Source organism: Sphingomonas sp. GC_Shp_5, from assembly GCF_026540855.1.
Lineage (GTDB): Bacteria > Pseudomonadota > Alphaproteobacteria > Sphingomonadales > Sphingomonadaceae > Sphingomonas.
In genome coordinates this window covers 12,145-26,885 of record NZ_JALNUP010000019.1, presented here as the reverse complement: position 1 = coordinate 26,885, position 14,741 = coordinate 12,145, and the positions used below count along the sequence as shown (strand labels likewise).

At 66.2% G+C, this 14,741-nt stretch carries 13 protein-coding genes; 6 read left to right on the top strand and 7 right to left on the bottom strand.

Features of this window, described 5'->3' with window-relative positions; genetic code table 11:
- Window positions 1-113 precede the first annotated feature (113 nt).
- Entirely contained in the window at window positions 114-1,136 is a 1,023-nt protein-coding gene (locus OXR60_RS14640) for a substrate-binding domain-containing protein (protein WP_267396674.1), read from the top strand.
- An 18-nt stretch (window positions 1,137-1,154) separates the two neighbouring features.
- Here the strand turns inward: OXR60_RS14640 and OXR60_RS14635 are convergent, their stop codons facing one another.
- Window positions 1,155-1,826 carry a DUF6445 family protein gene (locus tag OXR60_RS14635; protein ID WP_267396673.1) on the bottom strand — a complete coding sequence of 224 codons (672 nt, stop codon included), beginning with the start codon at window positions 1,824-1,826 and terminating at the stop codon, window positions 1,155-1,157.
- A 229-nt stretch (window positions 1,827-2,055) separates the two neighbouring features.
- Here OXR60_RS14635 and OXR60_RS14630 point away from each other — a divergent pair, with 229 nt between their 5' ends.
- Window positions 2,056-3,528 carry an MFS transporter gene (locus OXR60_RS14630; RefSeq protein WP_267396714.1) on the top strand — a complete coding sequence of 491 codons (1,473 nt, stop codon included), beginning with the start codon at window positions 2,056-2,058 and terminating at the stop codon, window positions 3,526-3,528.
- Complete coding sequence (locus OXR60_RS14625) at window positions 3,528-4,922, top strand: alpha-amylase family glycosyl hydrolase (protein WP_267396672.1); 1,395 nt, start codon at window positions 3,528-3,530, stop codon at window positions 4,920-4,922. The genes OXR60_RS14630 and OXR60_RS14625 overlap by 1 nt, the downstream gene beginning before the upstream one ends.
- On the opposite strand, the gene OXR60_RS14620 is transcribed toward OXR60_RS14625, so the two are convergent.
- The 3 genes from OXR60_RS14620 to OXR60_RS14610 all read right to left on the bottom strand — a co-directional run bounded on the left by OXR60_RS14620 (window position 4,912) and on the right by OXR60_RS14610 (window position 9,078).
- Window positions 4,912-6,156 carry an FAD-dependent oxidoreductase gene (locus tag OXR60_RS14620; protein WP_267396671.1) on the bottom strand — a complete coding sequence of 415 codons (1,245 nt, stop codon included), beginning with the start codon at window positions 6,154-6,156 and terminating at the stop codon, window positions 4,912-4,914. The genes OXR60_RS14625 and OXR60_RS14620 overlap by 11 nt on opposite strands.
- Before the next feature lie 27 nt (window positions 6,157-6,183).
- Window positions 6,184-6,501, bottom strand: a complete 318-nt coding sequence (locus OXR60_RS14615; protein WP_267396670.1) for a 2Fe-2S iron-sulfur cluster-binding protein — start codon at window positions 6,499-6,501, stop codon at window positions 6,184-6,186.
- Window positions 6,502-6,630: 129 nt separating this feature from the next.
- Window positions 6,631-9,078, bottom strand: a complete 2,448-nt coding sequence (locus OXR60_RS14610; protein WP_267396669.1) for a TonB-dependent receptor — start codon at window positions 9,076-9,078, stop codon at window positions 6,631-6,633.
- A 208-nt stretch (window positions 9,079-9,286) separates the two neighbouring features.
- Here OXR60_RS14610 and OXR60_RS14605 point away from each other — a divergent pair, with 208 nt between their 5' ends.
- The 3 genes from OXR60_RS14605 (at window position 9,287) to OXR60_RS14595 (ending at window position 11,112) form a co-directional block, all read left to right on the top strand.
- Window positions 9,287-9,655 (top strand): hypothetical protein, encoded by a 369-nt coding sequence (locus OXR60_RS14605; RefSeq protein WP_267396668.1) that lies wholly within the window; start codon window positions 9,287-9,289, stop codon window positions 9,653-9,655.
- Between the two features lie 113 nt (window positions 9,656-9,768).
- Window positions 9,769-10,098, top strand: a complete 330-nt coding sequence (locus OXR60_RS14600; protein WP_267396667.1) for a UrcA family protein — start codon at window positions 9,769-9,771, stop codon at window positions 10,096-10,098.
- Between the two features lie 84 nt (window positions 10,099-10,182).
- Window positions 10,183-11,112 carry an MBL fold metallo-hydrolase gene (locus OXR60_RS14595; RefSeq protein ID WP_267396666.1) on the top strand — a complete coding sequence of 310 codons (930 nt, stop codon included), beginning with the start codon at window positions 10,183-10,185 and terminating at the stop codon, window positions 11,110-11,112.
- Window positions 11,113-11,148: 36 nt separating this feature from the next.
- Here the strand turns inward: OXR60_RS14595 and OXR60_RS14590 are convergent, their stop codons facing one another.
- The 3 genes from OXR60_RS14590 to OXR60_RS14580 all read right to left on the bottom strand — a co-directional run bounded on the left by OXR60_RS14590 (window position 11,149) and on the right by OXR60_RS14580 (window position 14,741).
- Entirely contained in the window at window positions 11,149-11,988 is an 840-nt protein-coding gene (locus OXR60_RS14590; protein WP_267396713.1) for a YncE family protein, read from the bottom strand.
- 171 nt (window positions 11,989-12,159) lie between these two features.
- On the bottom strand, window positions 12,160-13,053 hold the full coding sequence (locus OXR60_RS14585; protein WP_267396665.1) for a sterol desaturase family protein: 894 nt from the start codon (window positions 13,051-13,053) through the stop codon (window positions 12,160-12,162).
- Window positions 13,054-13,157: 104 nt separating this feature from the next.
- A complete protein-coding gene (locus OXR60_RS14580) occupies window positions 13,158-14,741 on the bottom strand; it encodes a tetratricopeptide repeat-containing sulfotransferase family protein (RefSeq protein WP_267396664.1) in 1,584 nt (527 codons plus the stop codon).

Sequence of the window (14,741 nt, the reverse complement as noted above, 5' to 3'; positions counted from 1 at the left end):
GGCTATATTTGGGCATGGTCCGTTGCAAAAGGCGCGGGCATACGTATTCACGGCAGAATGCAGATCGGGCGCCTTCTCGTCCTCGCCCGCCTTGTCCGTTATCGACCTTGGCGATGAGCAAGAGACCCACCTCGTTCGACATCGCGCAACTTGCCGGCGTGTCGCAGCCGACAGTATCGCGCGCGCTGCGCGGGGTGAAATCGGTCAATGCGCAGACCCGCCAGCGGATCGAGCAGATCGCGCGCAGCCTGCATTATGCGGTCGACAAGCATGCCTCCTCGTTGCGCAGCCAGGCCGCCAACACCCTCGCACTGCTGTTCTTCGAGGAGCCGGCCGAGGACGATTCGACCATCAATCCCTTCTTTCTGTCGATGCTGGGCTCGATCACCCATGCCTGCGCGCGCGCCGGCTATGACCTGCTGATCTCGTTCCAGCAGCTCTCGGGCGACTGGCACGTCGACTATCAGGACAGCCGCAAGGCCGACGGTATCATCCTGCTCGGCTATGGCGATTACGAGGCCTATCGGGCGCGGCTCGATCATCTCACCGAACAGGGCACCCATGTGGTGCGCTGGGGGGCGGTCGGCACCGGGCCTGCCGGGATCACGGTCGGCTCCGACAACCGCGGCGGCGGCGCGCAAGCAACCGCGCATTTGATCGCGCAAGGGCGCAGCGCCATCGCCTTCCTCGGCGCCGCCGACAGCCGCTACCCCGAACTCGAAGACCGGTACCGCGGCTATCTGGACGCGCTCGCCGCGGCGGGCATCGCCGCCGATCCACGGTTGCAGGCCGACGCGATCACCACCGAGGAGGCGGGACAGGACGCGATCGCCGAGCTTGGTGCACGCGGTGTCGCTTATGATGCGATCTTCGCCGCCAGTGACAGCATCGCGATCGGCGCGATGCGCGGGCTCGCCGCGCTTGGCCGCAGCGTCCCCGGCGAGGTCGCGATCGTAGGCTTCGACGATATTCCCTCGGCGCAATTGACCGCGCCGCCGCTGTCGACCGTGACCCAGGACGCGCGGAAAGCCGGCGAGGCGCTGGTCCGGACCCTGCTCGCGCAGCTGCGCGGCGAGACGGCCGAGGTCGCGCCGCTGCCCACCTGTCTGGTTATCCGCGCCAGCAGCGGCGGTTAAGCCGCGCCAGACAGCGGCCTAGTCGTCGAACAGGAAGAGATTGAGCGTCAGCCGCCCGGCGAGCGGATCGGTACTCAAGGTCACTTCTTGCGGCAGATAGGCGCAATGCAGTGTGTTGCCGGCGTAGACCAACGCTCGATTGAACCGCGCCGGCTGGATCGCGACCTGCTCGTACAGCGGTGTGTCACCCGCAATGTAGGAGGGCGCGGGCATGCCATGGTGCCGCACGCCGGCGTCGAGTGTCTCCTTGAACGATGCGAGTCGCGCCGCATCAACGCTTTCATAGCCGGTGCCGCGCTGGCGATAGAAAGCGGTGCCGCCCTGCTCGCCACGCCCCAGGAACAGCAGCAGCGCGATGCGGCGCGGCTCGACGCCGTCAAAATGCGGCAGTCGCTGGATTGGCGCGAGCTGCGCCGGGGGTGTCGTCACAAGCGAATAATAGGCCTCCGACACTGCGGGTGCGGGGTCGAGCCCGAAGTGGGTAGCAAGCAGTGGCGCGACGCGGCGGCGCATGGTCTCGGCCAGTCGGGCCGGCACTTCTGCCCGCACGCCGGGATAATGCGGCCCGATCTCGCCCATCTTCAGGCTCGCCGCATCCTCGCGCAACGCCTCGGGATCGGACCAGAAGTCGTCGAGCACGATCAGCGGGCGCTGCTCATTGCCTTGGCGGTGGAGGATGGGAGCGGCCATGGGCGCGCTTGTGCCTCAAGCCCGCGCGCGCGCGCAAGCCGCCGCGGCCGGTCGCCAGCCGCACGCTTTCGTCGCGCCACGAGCGTTAGGTATTCGTATGCAGCCTTGTCGGCGCGCGCCCTTGCCGGCAGGCTGCTTTGCTCAGATCGTCGCATCGCAAGCGGCGACGGTGACGGAGAGCCGATTGTTGATCGAGAAACCAGTCCAGGGCTTTGCCGGCCTGTGGAACATGAGCTTCGGCTTCCTCGGTATCCAGATCGGCTTTGCGCTGCAGAATGCCAACATGAGCCGGATCTTCCAGACGCTCGGCGGCTCGCTCGACGACCTGTCCTACCTCTGGGTCGCGGCACCGCTCACCGGCCTGCTCGTCCAACCGATCATCGGTCATTACAGCGATCGCACCTGGAACCGCTTCGGCCGCCGCCGGCCGTACTTTTTCGCCGGTGCCGTGCTGGCGGCAATCGCCCTGCTGGTGATGCCGGAGACCCCGGTGTTATGGATGGCAGCGCTCACCTTGTGGGTGCTGGACGCCTCGATCAACGTTTCGATGGAGCCGTTCCGCGCCTTTGTCGGCGACATGCTGCCGCGCCGCCAGCACACCGCGGGCTACGCGCTGCAGACCGTGTTCATCGGCACCGGCGCCGTGGTTGGATCGATCTTCCCCTTCGTGCTCGCCCGGCTCGGCGTGTCGGAAAGCGCGCTGGCCGGCGTCCCTGACACCGTGCGTTACAGCTTCTGGTTCGGCGGCGCCGCGCTGCTGCTCGCGGTGCTGTGGACGATCGGTAACACCCGCGAATACAGCCCGGCCGAGATGGCCGGGTTCGGCGAAGACACACCGAGCCCTGTCACAACCCATGCGGCCCCTGCGCTCGCAGCCCGGGGTTTTGGCCGGAGCATCGGCTGGATCGTAGCGGGTGTTGCCGTGATGATCGCCGTGCCCGAACTCGCGCTGCAAAAGGAGGTTTACCTGCTCGGCGCGCTGCTCGTCTTTTACGGCGGCGCCGGTATCGCCGGGATCGCGCTCGCGCGCGGCGGCAAGCCGGACAATGCGCTGAGCCTGATCGTGGCCGATTTCGTCGGCATGCCGCAGATCATGAAGCGGTTGGCGCTGGTTCAGTTCTTCAGCTGGTCGGCATTGTTCATCATGTGGATCTTCACCACCCCGGTGGTGGCGCAGTACATGTACGGGTCGAGCGATCCGCACAGCGCCGCCTATAATGCGGGCGGCGATTGGGTCGGCGTGCTGTTCGCGGTCTACAATGCGGTCGCCGCGGCCGCCGCGTTGCTGGTGCTGCCGCGGCTCGCCGGGCTGATCGGCCAGGTGAAGACCCACATTGCCTGCCTGCTGTGCGGGTCCGCCGGCTTTGCGAGCTTCCTGGTGGTGCGCGATCCGCATTGGCTGATCGTCAGCGAACTCGGCATCGGCATCGCCTGGGCGTCGATCCTCGCCCTCCCTTATGCGATTCTCGCCTCCAGCCTGCCCCAGGCCAAGCTTGGCATCTACATGGGCCTGTTCAACATCTTCATCGTGCTGCCGCAGTTGCTGGTCGCAACGGTCATGGGGTCGGTGCTCAAGGCCTTTTTCCCGACCGAGCCGATCTGGACGATGGCCTTCGCCGCGATCGTCATGGCGCTGGCGGCCGCCGCGGCGCTGCGGGTGCCGGAAACCCTTCCTCCCTCTCTTGCCGAGGATCTTTCCTGATGCTGCGTACCCTCGCGACGACGCTTGCTCTGCTCGCCGCGGCGCCGGCGCTTGCCCAGCGCCCGCCGATCGAGCAGCGGACGGAGGCCGATTACACGCCCCGCCCCTATGTCAGCCTGACCAACGCGCCCTGGACCAAGAACGCGGTGATCTATCAGATCAACACGCGCCAGTTCACCAAGGAGGGCACCTTCCGCGCGGCGCAACAGCAGTTGCCGCGCCTCAGGAAACTCGGTGTCGATATCCTGTGGCTGATGCCGATCCACCCGATCGGCGCCAAGCACCGCAAGGGCTCGCTCGGCAGCCCTTATTCGGTGCGCGACTATACCGCGGTCAATCCCGAGTTCGGCACCAAGGCCGATCTCAAGGCCTTTGTCGACGCTGCCCATGCACAGGGCTTCCACGTCATCCTCGATTGGGTCGCCAATCACACCGCCTGGGACAATGCCTGGGTCACCCAGCATCCCGACTGGTACAAGCGCGACTGGAAGGGCGATTTCCACCCGACCCCATGGTGGGACTGGGACGACATCATCGACCTCGATTATTCCAAGCCGGCGCTGCGCAAGGCGATGACCGAGGCCATGGCCTATTGGGTGCGCGATGTCGGCATCGACGGCTATCGTGCCGATGCCGCGGGTTATGTCCCGCTCGATTTCTGGGAAGGTGCCCGCGCCGACCTCGAGAAGATCCGCCCGGTGTTCATGCTTGCCGAATGGAAGACGCCGGACCTGCTCGCGCGCGCGTTCGACGCGACCTACAGCTGGCAATGGTATGAAACGATGGAGCGCATCGCCGCCGGCCCGACCGATGCCACCGGGCTCTACGAATATTATGCCGAGAATGAGAAAGCGTGGCCGAAGGCGGGCATGCGCATGTTGTGGATCGAGAACCACGACATCAATGCCTGGCACAAGACCCAGTTCGAAGCCTTCGGGCCGATGCTGAACGCCGCCATCACGCTCGAGATGGTCAGCGAGGGCATTCCGATGATCTATGACGGTCAGGAAGCCTGCAATCGGCGCCGGCTGAAGTTCTTCGAGCGCGATCCGATCGACTGGACGACGCCATGCCCGCTCAACGATCTCTATCGTGACCTCATCGGCTTCCGCAAAGCGCATCCGGCGCTCGCCAACGGACGCTGGGGCGCGACCATGGTCAAGGTCGAGAATGACAAGCCCGCTCAGGTGTTCAGCTTCGTTCGCGCCCAGGGCGGCGACAAGGTGTTCGCCGCGTTCAACTTCTCCGCCAAGCCGGTGACCGTCACCTTCCCGACGGCGCTCCAGGCCGGGCGCTACCGGGCGTTTCGCACCGGTGAGACGGTGACGATCAAAGCGGGAGAGAGCCTGACGATGCCCGCCTGGGGCGCGACGTTGCTCGCCGCTACTCAATAGCAGCCGGTTGCATCATGTCCTTGAGCGCGATCGCGCTATCGGCAAGCACGGCCGGAGGCAGCCTCATCCCTGCTTCGACGAGCTTGCGACCCTGCACATAATCCTTGGTCGCATTGACGCAGTCCAGCGCCACGACCCTGCCCTGCTTGAGATAGATGACTGAAAAGGAGCGCGCACTCGTGTCGCCGCGGACCACCGCGTCGTCATGGCCGAGGGAGAGACCCACGGTCTGCAGGCGGAGATCATATTGGTTGGACCAGAACCACGGGAGTGAACGATAGGGTTGTGCGTCGCCGACCACCGCACGTGCCACGGTCGCTGCCATGTCGTTGGCGTTCTGCACGGATTCGAGCCTGATCATCGCGCCGCCGGCGAAATCGCTGGCATGTGCTGCACAATCGCCGATCGCATAGACGTGGGGAAGGCTCGTGCGACACCAGGCGTCGACCTCCACGCCATTGCCGGCCCGCGCGCCGGCGGCGATCAGCGCTTCCACCGCCGGATTGATGCCGATCCCGACGATCACCATGTCGGCCGGCAGCACCTCGCCCGTGGCCAGCCGCACGCCGCACGCCGCGCCATCGGCTTCCTCGACACAGTCGACGGTCGCACCGAGGCGCATGTCGACGCCCCGGGCGCGGTGCTCGGCTTCGACGAAGCGCGCCAGCGGCTCGCTCGCGACGCGCGCGAGCACATGCTGCTGCGCCTCCACTATCGTCACCTGCTTGCCCGCTGCGACCAGCACGGCCGCCGCTTCCAACCCGATGTAGCCGCCACCGATCACCACCACGCGCGACACCGACGGTAGTTCGGCGGCCAGCAGGTCGACATCGTCGCGCGAGCGGACCGCATGGACGCGGGCGAGATCATGCCCTTGGCAGGAGAGACGCCGCGGCGTCCCACCCGCCGCCCACACCAACGTGCCATAGCCGATGGTCTCGCCGTCGGCGCTGGTGATGCGGCGCGCGACCGCATCGACGGCGACGATCCGGCAACCGAGCTTCAGCTCGATGGCCTTGTCGTCCCAGAAGGCGGCAGGGCGGATCAGCAGGCGTTCGAAGGGCTTGTCGCCGGCGAGATATTCCTTGGACAGCGGCGGACGTTCGTAAGGCAGGCTGGTCTCGTCGCCGACAAGCGCAATGGTGCCAGCGAACTTGAGCTGCCGCAGCATGATTGCGGTTTGAGCGCCGGCATGGCTGGCGCCGACGATCACCACATCAAAATGCTTCATCATCACATCCGACCAAGCCGCCTCACCCGCTTATGCGTCAGCCGCGATCGTTACGCGCAGACCATCCAGATCGTCATCGAACGGAATCTGGCACGACAGCCGCGATGTAGGCGCGCGGTGATCGAGGCCATCGAGCAGGTCTTCCTCTTCGCTGCTCGCCGGCGACAATCGCGCGGCATCCGCCGGATCGACGATGACGTGGCAGGTGGCGCAGGACAGGCAGCCGCCGCACAGCGCCAGCAGCTCGTCGATCCCGCCGTCACGGATCACTTCCATCACCGACAGGCCGGCGCCGGCGGTCAATTCGCGCGTGTCACCTTCGCGCGTCGTCACGATCAACTGGGTCATAAGGTCCTTGCAGGTTGGGAACGGTGGCTACGAAAGAAAAGCGGGGGCGTCCACGCGTGGTGGCCCCCGCTTTCATCATCAAGGGTCAAACGTCGGTCAGCGGCGGCAGCGGGGCCGCCCGGCCGTGGCTCAATAGTGGATCCGGAACTCCACCCCTGCCCGCCGCGGGGTCAGCACACCGCGCGCATAGTAACGCTCGACCACGTCGGTGCGGACCTGATTGTACGAGGAGATGTCGTTGCTGATCGCCGTCACCGCATATTTGTCGAAGATGTTGTCGGCAAACAGGCCGATCTCGAACTGCTTGGTGATGTAGTTGAGCGACGCGCTATGGGTGACATAGCTGGGAATGATCTCGCCATTGCCGCGCAAGCCGACGCGCGAATAGATGTCGCCACGATAGATGGTCGCCCAGCTGGCCTCGATCGACCGGTCGTCATCGAGCGGATAGGTGTAGATCAGCTGCGCGCTACCCGAGTTCTTGGCCGAGCCCGGCAAGCGATCGCCGGCAAATGCGCCGTACCGCTCGCCCTGGCTCACCACCAGGCCGGCGACATCCTGCGTCAGATGCGCGTCGACATAGGAATAGGTGCCGATCAGCGTGAGGTTGCGAACAGGCTTCAAGGTCGCCTGGACGTCGAAGCCGCGCGACACCGCATCGGCGCCGTTGACGGTGATGCCGATCGCGCCGTTGAGGGTCTGGCTCGGCACCTGGACGCCGGTCCAGTTGATCTCGAAGCCGTCGACGGTGAACTGGAGCTTCTTGTCGAACAGGCTGCCGCGGACGCCGATCTCCTTGTTGCGGGTCTTGTCGGGTCCATAGAACCGCTCGTTCGGCAGCGCGCAGAGCACCTGGCCGCCAGCGGCGGCCCGTGCCAGATCCTCATCGGTGCACGCCACCACCTGGTTGGCGCCGCCGATCCGATAACCGGTCGAATAGGTGAAATAGGCGAGCAGATTGTCGCTGAACTTGTAGGAGGTGTTCGCCTTCCACACGAGGCCGTCCTTGCCGGTCGTCCCCGGCTGGAACCGGTTGGCATTGATGGTGGTGGACGGGTAATCGCCGATACCCGCGCCGATCAGCGGCAAGGCCGATCCGCCCACCACGTCGGCGTCATATTTGAAGTAACGCAGGCCGCCCGTGATCTGCCATGCGTGGGTCGGGTGGAAGGTCAGCTCGCCATAAGCGGCCTTCTCCACTGTCTTGGTGTTGAGCTGCGAAATATACTCAAGATTATCCGGCCGCGGAATGTCAAAATATTCGGCGAAGCCCGGCGTGTATTCATGACGGTTGCTATCATATTTCAGGCGGTTGTAGAAGCCGCCGAGCACCCAGCTGAACGGCCCGCCATGGGTGGAGACCAGGCGGACCTCCTGGTTGAACTGCTTATAATGCTGCTCGTTGTTGGCGTAGGAGGAGAAGGCGGGAAACGCCTCATAACCATAGTCCAGATCGAGCAGCAGATCGGTATTGTCTTCGGTGCTGGTGACGTGCTGCTTGGTATAGGCCGTGGTGCTGACCAGCTGGGCGATGTTGCCGAGGTTGATGTTGAACTCGGCGGCGAACAGATCAGCCTTGCGGTTGACCGGCTCGAGGTAACGCCCCGGCGACTCGTAATTGCCGGTGCCGAGCACGCCGGCGCCGTTGGACTGGCTGCCGCCGGTCTTGGTGCTCTGATGGGCATAGGTCAGATACGCCTTGATGTCGGGGTTGACCTCAAGCAGCAGCTGGTTGCGCGTGGTGAAGGTGTGCTCGTAGTTCACATCCTCCTTACGCTTGAAATTGGCGAGGTAATCGGCGTTGGTGCCGAGCGACCCGGTCGAGGTCGCCGTGGCGCGGCCGGGCTGCGGGTCGGAGACGCCCGGCTGCTGCAGCAGATAGTTGTAATCGATGAAGCCGGCGTTGTCGTAATAGCCGGTGGCGGTGCGGAACGCGATGTGATCCTTCACGATCGGCACGTTGATCGCGACATCGCCGACCCCGCCGAAATCGTCGGAATGCGATTCCGCATAGCCGCGGCCATGGACATCGACGGTGAACTTGTCCGTATCGGGGCGGTTGGGGATGTAGCGCACCGCACCGGCGAGCGTGCCGAGCCCGTAAAGCGTGCCCTGCGGCCCCTGCAGCACCTCGACCCGGTTGACGTCGATCAGCTTGAAATCGAGGTAGAGCGGCACTTCGCCGAGGTACACGCCGACGGCATTGGCGCTGTTGGCGCCCCCGGTGTTGGTGTCACTGGAGGAAATGCCGCGCAGGATGATCCGCCCGGTGCTCGCCGGGCCGGTGTCCGCCACGGTAACGCCCGGGGTGAAGTTGGCGAGCGAGCGGATATCGTCCAGCCGCTGCGACTTGATGGTGTCGGCGGACACCGCGCTGATGTTGATCGGCGCATCCTGGAGCGTCGTCCGGCGCCGGCTGCCGGTGACCACGATGTCATTCGCATCGGCGGTGATGGCTGTCGTCGTGGTGGTGGTAGCGGGGTCGGTGGGGGCTTCTTGTGCCAGTGCCGGTGTGCCGGCAACGCCCATCAACGCGGTCGCGCACAATAAGCCTGCGCGAGAGAAACCTACTGCCATCAATGCCCCCTTGAAACCGAAAACTCGTCGCCCCTCCGCGAAGCGCTGGTCGGCGTCGGCGCCTCGGACGGGGCCATTCGCTCGAGCGACAGACTGTGGACATTGGCGGCGAAGCCATATGGGGCGTTTGACGTAAGCGGCCGATGTGGACGCGACCTACGTCAAACGGCGAATGCCGCTCTCAGTGCAGGCGGGCTACGCACCGACCATGGCAGACCGCGCTCTTCTTCTCGCCTCGATGATGGCGGTGACGGCAGCACCGGCGATGGCAGAGCGTGCGCCCCGGGCGACTCTGGTCCATTGCGGCGCCGACACCTGCCTGCGTCTCTCGGGGCATCGCGAGCGCGTCGCCATTGCAGTCCGCGTCGACGGGCGCGACCTTGCCGTCGAAGGCGGCCGTGCCTGGTGGATGACCGTACCGCTGTCAGTCGCGCGGACCTGGCCGATCGCGCGTGGCGATAGGCTGGACGTCACGCTGGCGGACGCGGGTAAGGAGCGGCGCATGACGGTGCTGCTACCCCCTGGCGCGCTCGGCGCTCGGCTCGAACTCGCCTCGCTGGTGATCAGCGCCCACTGAGCCTCAGCCCTCCGCTCCATCCGCGTTGCGCTTGTGGAGGCGCAGGGCAATCCCTACATGGTTGCCACCTCATCGCCGCAAGAGCGAGGGGCCAGTGAATGCAGGAGATGATGATGAAGATCGGTCTGGCGGCTTGCGCCGCAATCCTGGCGGCAGCCCCCGCCGTCGCCACCCCCGGCGCCAACCCCTTCTCGGCCGATAGCGCCGTGCTCAACCTTCGCGGCATCGATCTTACCAGCGTCGAGGGTCAGCAGCGCCTGGCGATCCGCATGGATCAGGTTGCCAGCAAGGTGTGCGGCGAAGGCATGAGCAGCATCCATCTCGCGCTCGGCGAGCAGGCTCGTGGCTGCCGCGCCGACGTTATTGCCAACATCCGCAGCCAAATCGCGACAGCCACCGCGGCCCGCGACACCGGCCGCGGCACGCAGCTGGCGATGCGCTGACGATCTGATCGGAGCCGCTGCCTCGGGTAACGGCTCCGTCAAACGCCTCATGGTCGGGCGGCCCGCCGTATCTAGGCTGGCGGGATGAAACGACAGATTACGAACGCCAGCCGTCATGGTGCCACCCTGTGTCGGGCGAGCACGCTGGCCGCCGCCGCGCTGATCCTGATCGGCGCGGCGCCGGGCGGTACCGGGCCCCGCTTTGCCCCCTGGATCAACGGCACCACGCCGCATGAGCCCGAGACCCAGGTTCAGCGTATCGACGCCGATACGTTCGTCATCCGCCAGTCGGTGGAGACCAACTTCGAGGCACCGTTCCTTTATCTGCTGTTTGGCCACGACCGTGCCCTGCTGATCGACAGCGGCGCAGGCGGGCTCCTCGTCCGGCCGATGGTGGACCGGCTGATCGCCGCGTGGCAGGCACGGCACGGCGGGCGCCCGATCCGCCTGATCGTCGCCCATTCGCATGGCCACGGCGATCATCACGCCGGCGACGACGAGTTCCGCGTTCGTCCCGACACCGAGGTGGTCGGCCTCAAGCCCGAGCAGGTCGCCGCCTTCTTCGCCATCCGTGAATGGCCACAGGCGATCGGCGGCTATGATCTCGGCGGCCGCCGGCTCACCATCGTGCCGACGCCCGGTCATGAGCCTGCGCACATCATGATCTACGATGCCCGCACCCGTCTGCTGTTCTCGGGCGACATGCTCTATCCGGGGCGGCTCTACGTGCCGCGCGACCGGTTCAACGTCTTCCGTGCGAGCGCCGACCGGCTCGCCTCCTTTGCCAAGACCCACCCCATCCGCGCGCTGCTCGGCGCTCATATTGAGATGACAACGACGCCGGGGCAGGATTATCCGATGCAGGCCTCGGCGCACCCGTCCGAGCATGGCCTGGCGCTGCCACCGACCGCGATCGACGAACTCGACAAAGCGGTGACGGCAGCCCCGTCGCCACCGGCAATCGATCGCCATGCCGACTTCATCGTCTACCCGGTCGCGCCGAAACCTGCCTGACCGCCGCCGACGGGCAGCGGTCAGGCACGATGGAGGCTAGCCGCCGATCTTGCCCGGCTTGCCCCACCACGACAGCGTGTGCGCGTCATGCGCGGTCGTCCACACGCCGGCACGGGTGTAGCGCAGCGCGCCGCTGCCTGCCGCCGCGCCGACGCGCGCCTTGATCGCGAGCGTCACCGGATCGATCACGACAAAGGTCTGGCCGGCGGTGGTGCGCAGCCACACCTTGCCGCCACCGGCATCGATGTCGCCATATTTCAGCGTCTCGTCCACCTTGACCCGCCCCGATACCGCGCCGCTCGCGGGGTCGATCCGCGCCACGGTGCCGTCGCCCTGCTCCTGGACCCACACCGCACCCTCGCCCGCGACCAGGAAGCCGGGCTCGCGCCCGAGCGCCGTGGTCGCCACCACGCTGTTGGTGGCAGGGTCAATCTTCTGGACGCTCTGCTGGGTGCCGCTGACCGCCCAGAGCGCGCCAAGGCCGAACGCGAGATAATAGCTGCCGGGATTGGCGTGGATCGAGGCGATCACGCCATTGGTAGCGGGATCGACGCGCGCGATCGCGCCGCCCTCCTCGCTCGCTACCCAGATCGATCCGGCGCCGGCGACGACGTTGAGCTCGCCCTTGGGGTTGGCGATCCCCGTGGCGATGGTCGCTGTTATCTTGGCCGTCTTGAGATCGATGCGGTTGAGCGTGCGCTGCTTGCAGTCCGCGACCCAGAGCGACTTGAACGCTATCGCCATCGCGCCGCAGGGATGCGCCAGGGCGACCTCTGCGCGCTTGCCGTGGCGCGACCAGCGCTCGACGCGGCCGACATTGGTCGCCCACACCGTCTTGCCATCGACCGCCAGGAAATCGGCGAAACCCGGCACCATCTGCACCTGCTCGCGTGGCGCTTCCGCCCGCGCCGGCGTCACCGCCCAGCAACAACTCGCGATCGCGATGGTACCCCAGGTCGTCGTCAGCAATCTCATGCTCAATCCATGCCTCCCCTGGCAGGCAGCCCGGATGGTCCGCCCGCGTGTCGTTGATCGTCTCTGCTTCGATTAGGCCGCGACTTCGGTGCCTTCCGCCTCGCGATCGCCGCGGCGCGCCTTGACCCGGTCGATCAGGGGCTGCGCCGGGAACAGGAACTGTTCGCGGATCGATAGGCGCCGGCGCTCGTCCTGGCCGACGAGCTCGGCCTCGCCATCGCTATAGGTGCCGAACAGGCGATCGAGCAGGATCAGCGAATTGCCGTAGTTGCAGCGCGTGTCCTCGTAACTCACCGAATGATGGAGGCTGTGGTGCTGGATGGTCGTGAACAAGAAGGCATACCAGCGGGGCGGATCGAAACGCGTGTTGGCGTGGGCAAAGGTGGAGATCACCGCCAGGATGTTGAGCGCGCAGAACTCGGCCGGCAGCGGCAGATCGAACAGCGCGAGCACGCTGAGGCTGATCAGGAATAGTTCGATCGGATTGCCGACCGCGCCCTTCATCGCGTTGAGCTGGGTGATGTGATGGTGCGGCGCGTGAGTGGACCAGAAGAACGCCTGATTGTGCATCAGCCGGTGCATCCAATATTGCCCGAATTCAATCAGCACGATCACCATCGCCACCTGCACCACGAACGGCAGGTGCATCGCCCAAGGGGTGGCGATGCCGAGCGATTGCTTGGCCGCGGTCAGCGGATCATCGGCCAGCGTGCGCGACAGCCAGGAGATCACCGTATAGTTCAGCGTCACGTAGAAGACGTCGGTGGCAAACTCGCGCTTGGTGAGGCGCCAGCTGGAATGGCGCTCGTTGACCCATTCTAGCCCCTGGATCAGCGATGTCGTCAGCAAGGTCGCGACCACGATCGACCAGGGATTGTTGGTCCAGGCGGCGGGCGCGAATGCCCATGCCAGCAGGATAGCCGCGACCATCACCGGCTGCACGTAGCTCAACATGGTCTTCTTCATCACACCTGCCCCGAACGCCGGCGAGCACCCTGGCCCGGCATCAGCGTCTGACGATAAGGCGAGGGGTAATCGGCACAGGTGGGCAAATGACGTAGCCCCGCCCGTTAGTCGACGACGATGCCGTGATCCCCGAGGAAGGCGCGCGCGGGCGCCATCGCTTCGGCGTGACGCCGCCAGCGATCCACCGCATCCTTGTACAGCGGGCGGCGGACCTGCGCGGCGCTGGGCGTCGACACCGGCGCGGCGTTGGCCTGAAAGTCGAGGCAGGCGTCCGACCAGCTCAGCCCGCAATGGTCGAGCAGGCGCCGGGTTTCCGGCTCCTGGCGGGCGACGAGCGATTCATAGTGAAGTTCGAGAACGCGCCCCGGCAGCGCCTCGTGCCACATCGCCATCAGCCGGTCGAAACGATGATAATAAGCCGCGATGTCGAGCAGGTCGTAGCTGTAATCGTAGTAGCGCGAGCCGATCGCGAACAGGTTGCGGAAATTCGCGAGGATCGTGTCCATCGGGTTGCGGCGCAGGCACACGATCGTCGCCTCGGGGAGCGCGCGCGCGATCAGGCCGACGTAGAGGAAGTTGCCGGGAAACTTGTCGATGAAGCGGGGCTTGCCGCCCGCGACATGCGCGGCGGCACGGGCGAGGTAATCGCGACCGATCGCGCCAAGCTCGGCGTTGGCCGCCGCGGCAATTGTCGCGGGATCGAGCACCGTGGGGCTGCGGGTGCCCGCGGCGGCTTTAACCGCCAGCGGCATCGCCTGGAGCTCGCCCGCGCTTTCCACATCGGGATGGGACGAAAGGATACGGTCGACCAGAGTTGTGCCGGTCCGCGGCATGCCGACCACGAAAATCGGCGCGGCCTGCGGCGCGCTCACCACTACCGCGGCGGCGACCTGCGGCCAGCAGGATTCGACCGCGTCGAACGTCGCCGCATCGTCGCCGAAGCGATAGGGCAAGGTAGCGCGATGCTCGGCGTTGGTTTCTGCCAAGATCGCAAAGGCGCCGGTTGGATCGCCAAGATCGTCGAGCTCCTTGGCGAGCGCATAGCCGAGCAGCAGCCGGTCGCGCGGCGCGCGCGCCGCCTTGCGCGCGGCGACGAGCCGGTCGACATGGTTGCTGTCCGGGGTCTGCTTGCGCAGCCCGGCGAGCAGATGATGCGCGCGCGCATCGGCCGGCGCCAGCGCGATCAGCGCTTCCAGCGCCGCCTCAGCGGCTTGCGGCTGCCCGACAAAGCTCAAGGCCGCCGCCTCGTTGTAGCGGAAGGCGATATTGGCCGGCTCGAGCCGGACCGCTTCGGCGAAATGCGGCAGCGAGGCGGCATGATCGCCGAGCCGCGCATAGACGCAGCCCATCGTGTCCCGCCCGAGCGCATCCGCCGGGGGCGACGCCTCGGCGGCCTGGAGCATGCGGGCTGCGTCCTCGTCGCGGCGCACCAAGGTATAGAGGCGGGCGAGCTGGGCAAGGTATTCGCCCTGCCCGTCACGGGCGACCGCCGCCTCGACCAAGGCAATGCCGGTGGTCACCTTGCCGAGCATCGCGGCGCTGATGCCAGCGAGAAAATGGGCTTCGGCGGCATGCGGCGCCTCGATGCGCCAGCGGGTGGCAGCCGCGAACGCCTCATCGATGCCGCCGCGGGCGAGCGAGGCGCGGATGGCCGCGGCGCGCGCGGTGGTGGGCCGGGATTGATCCAT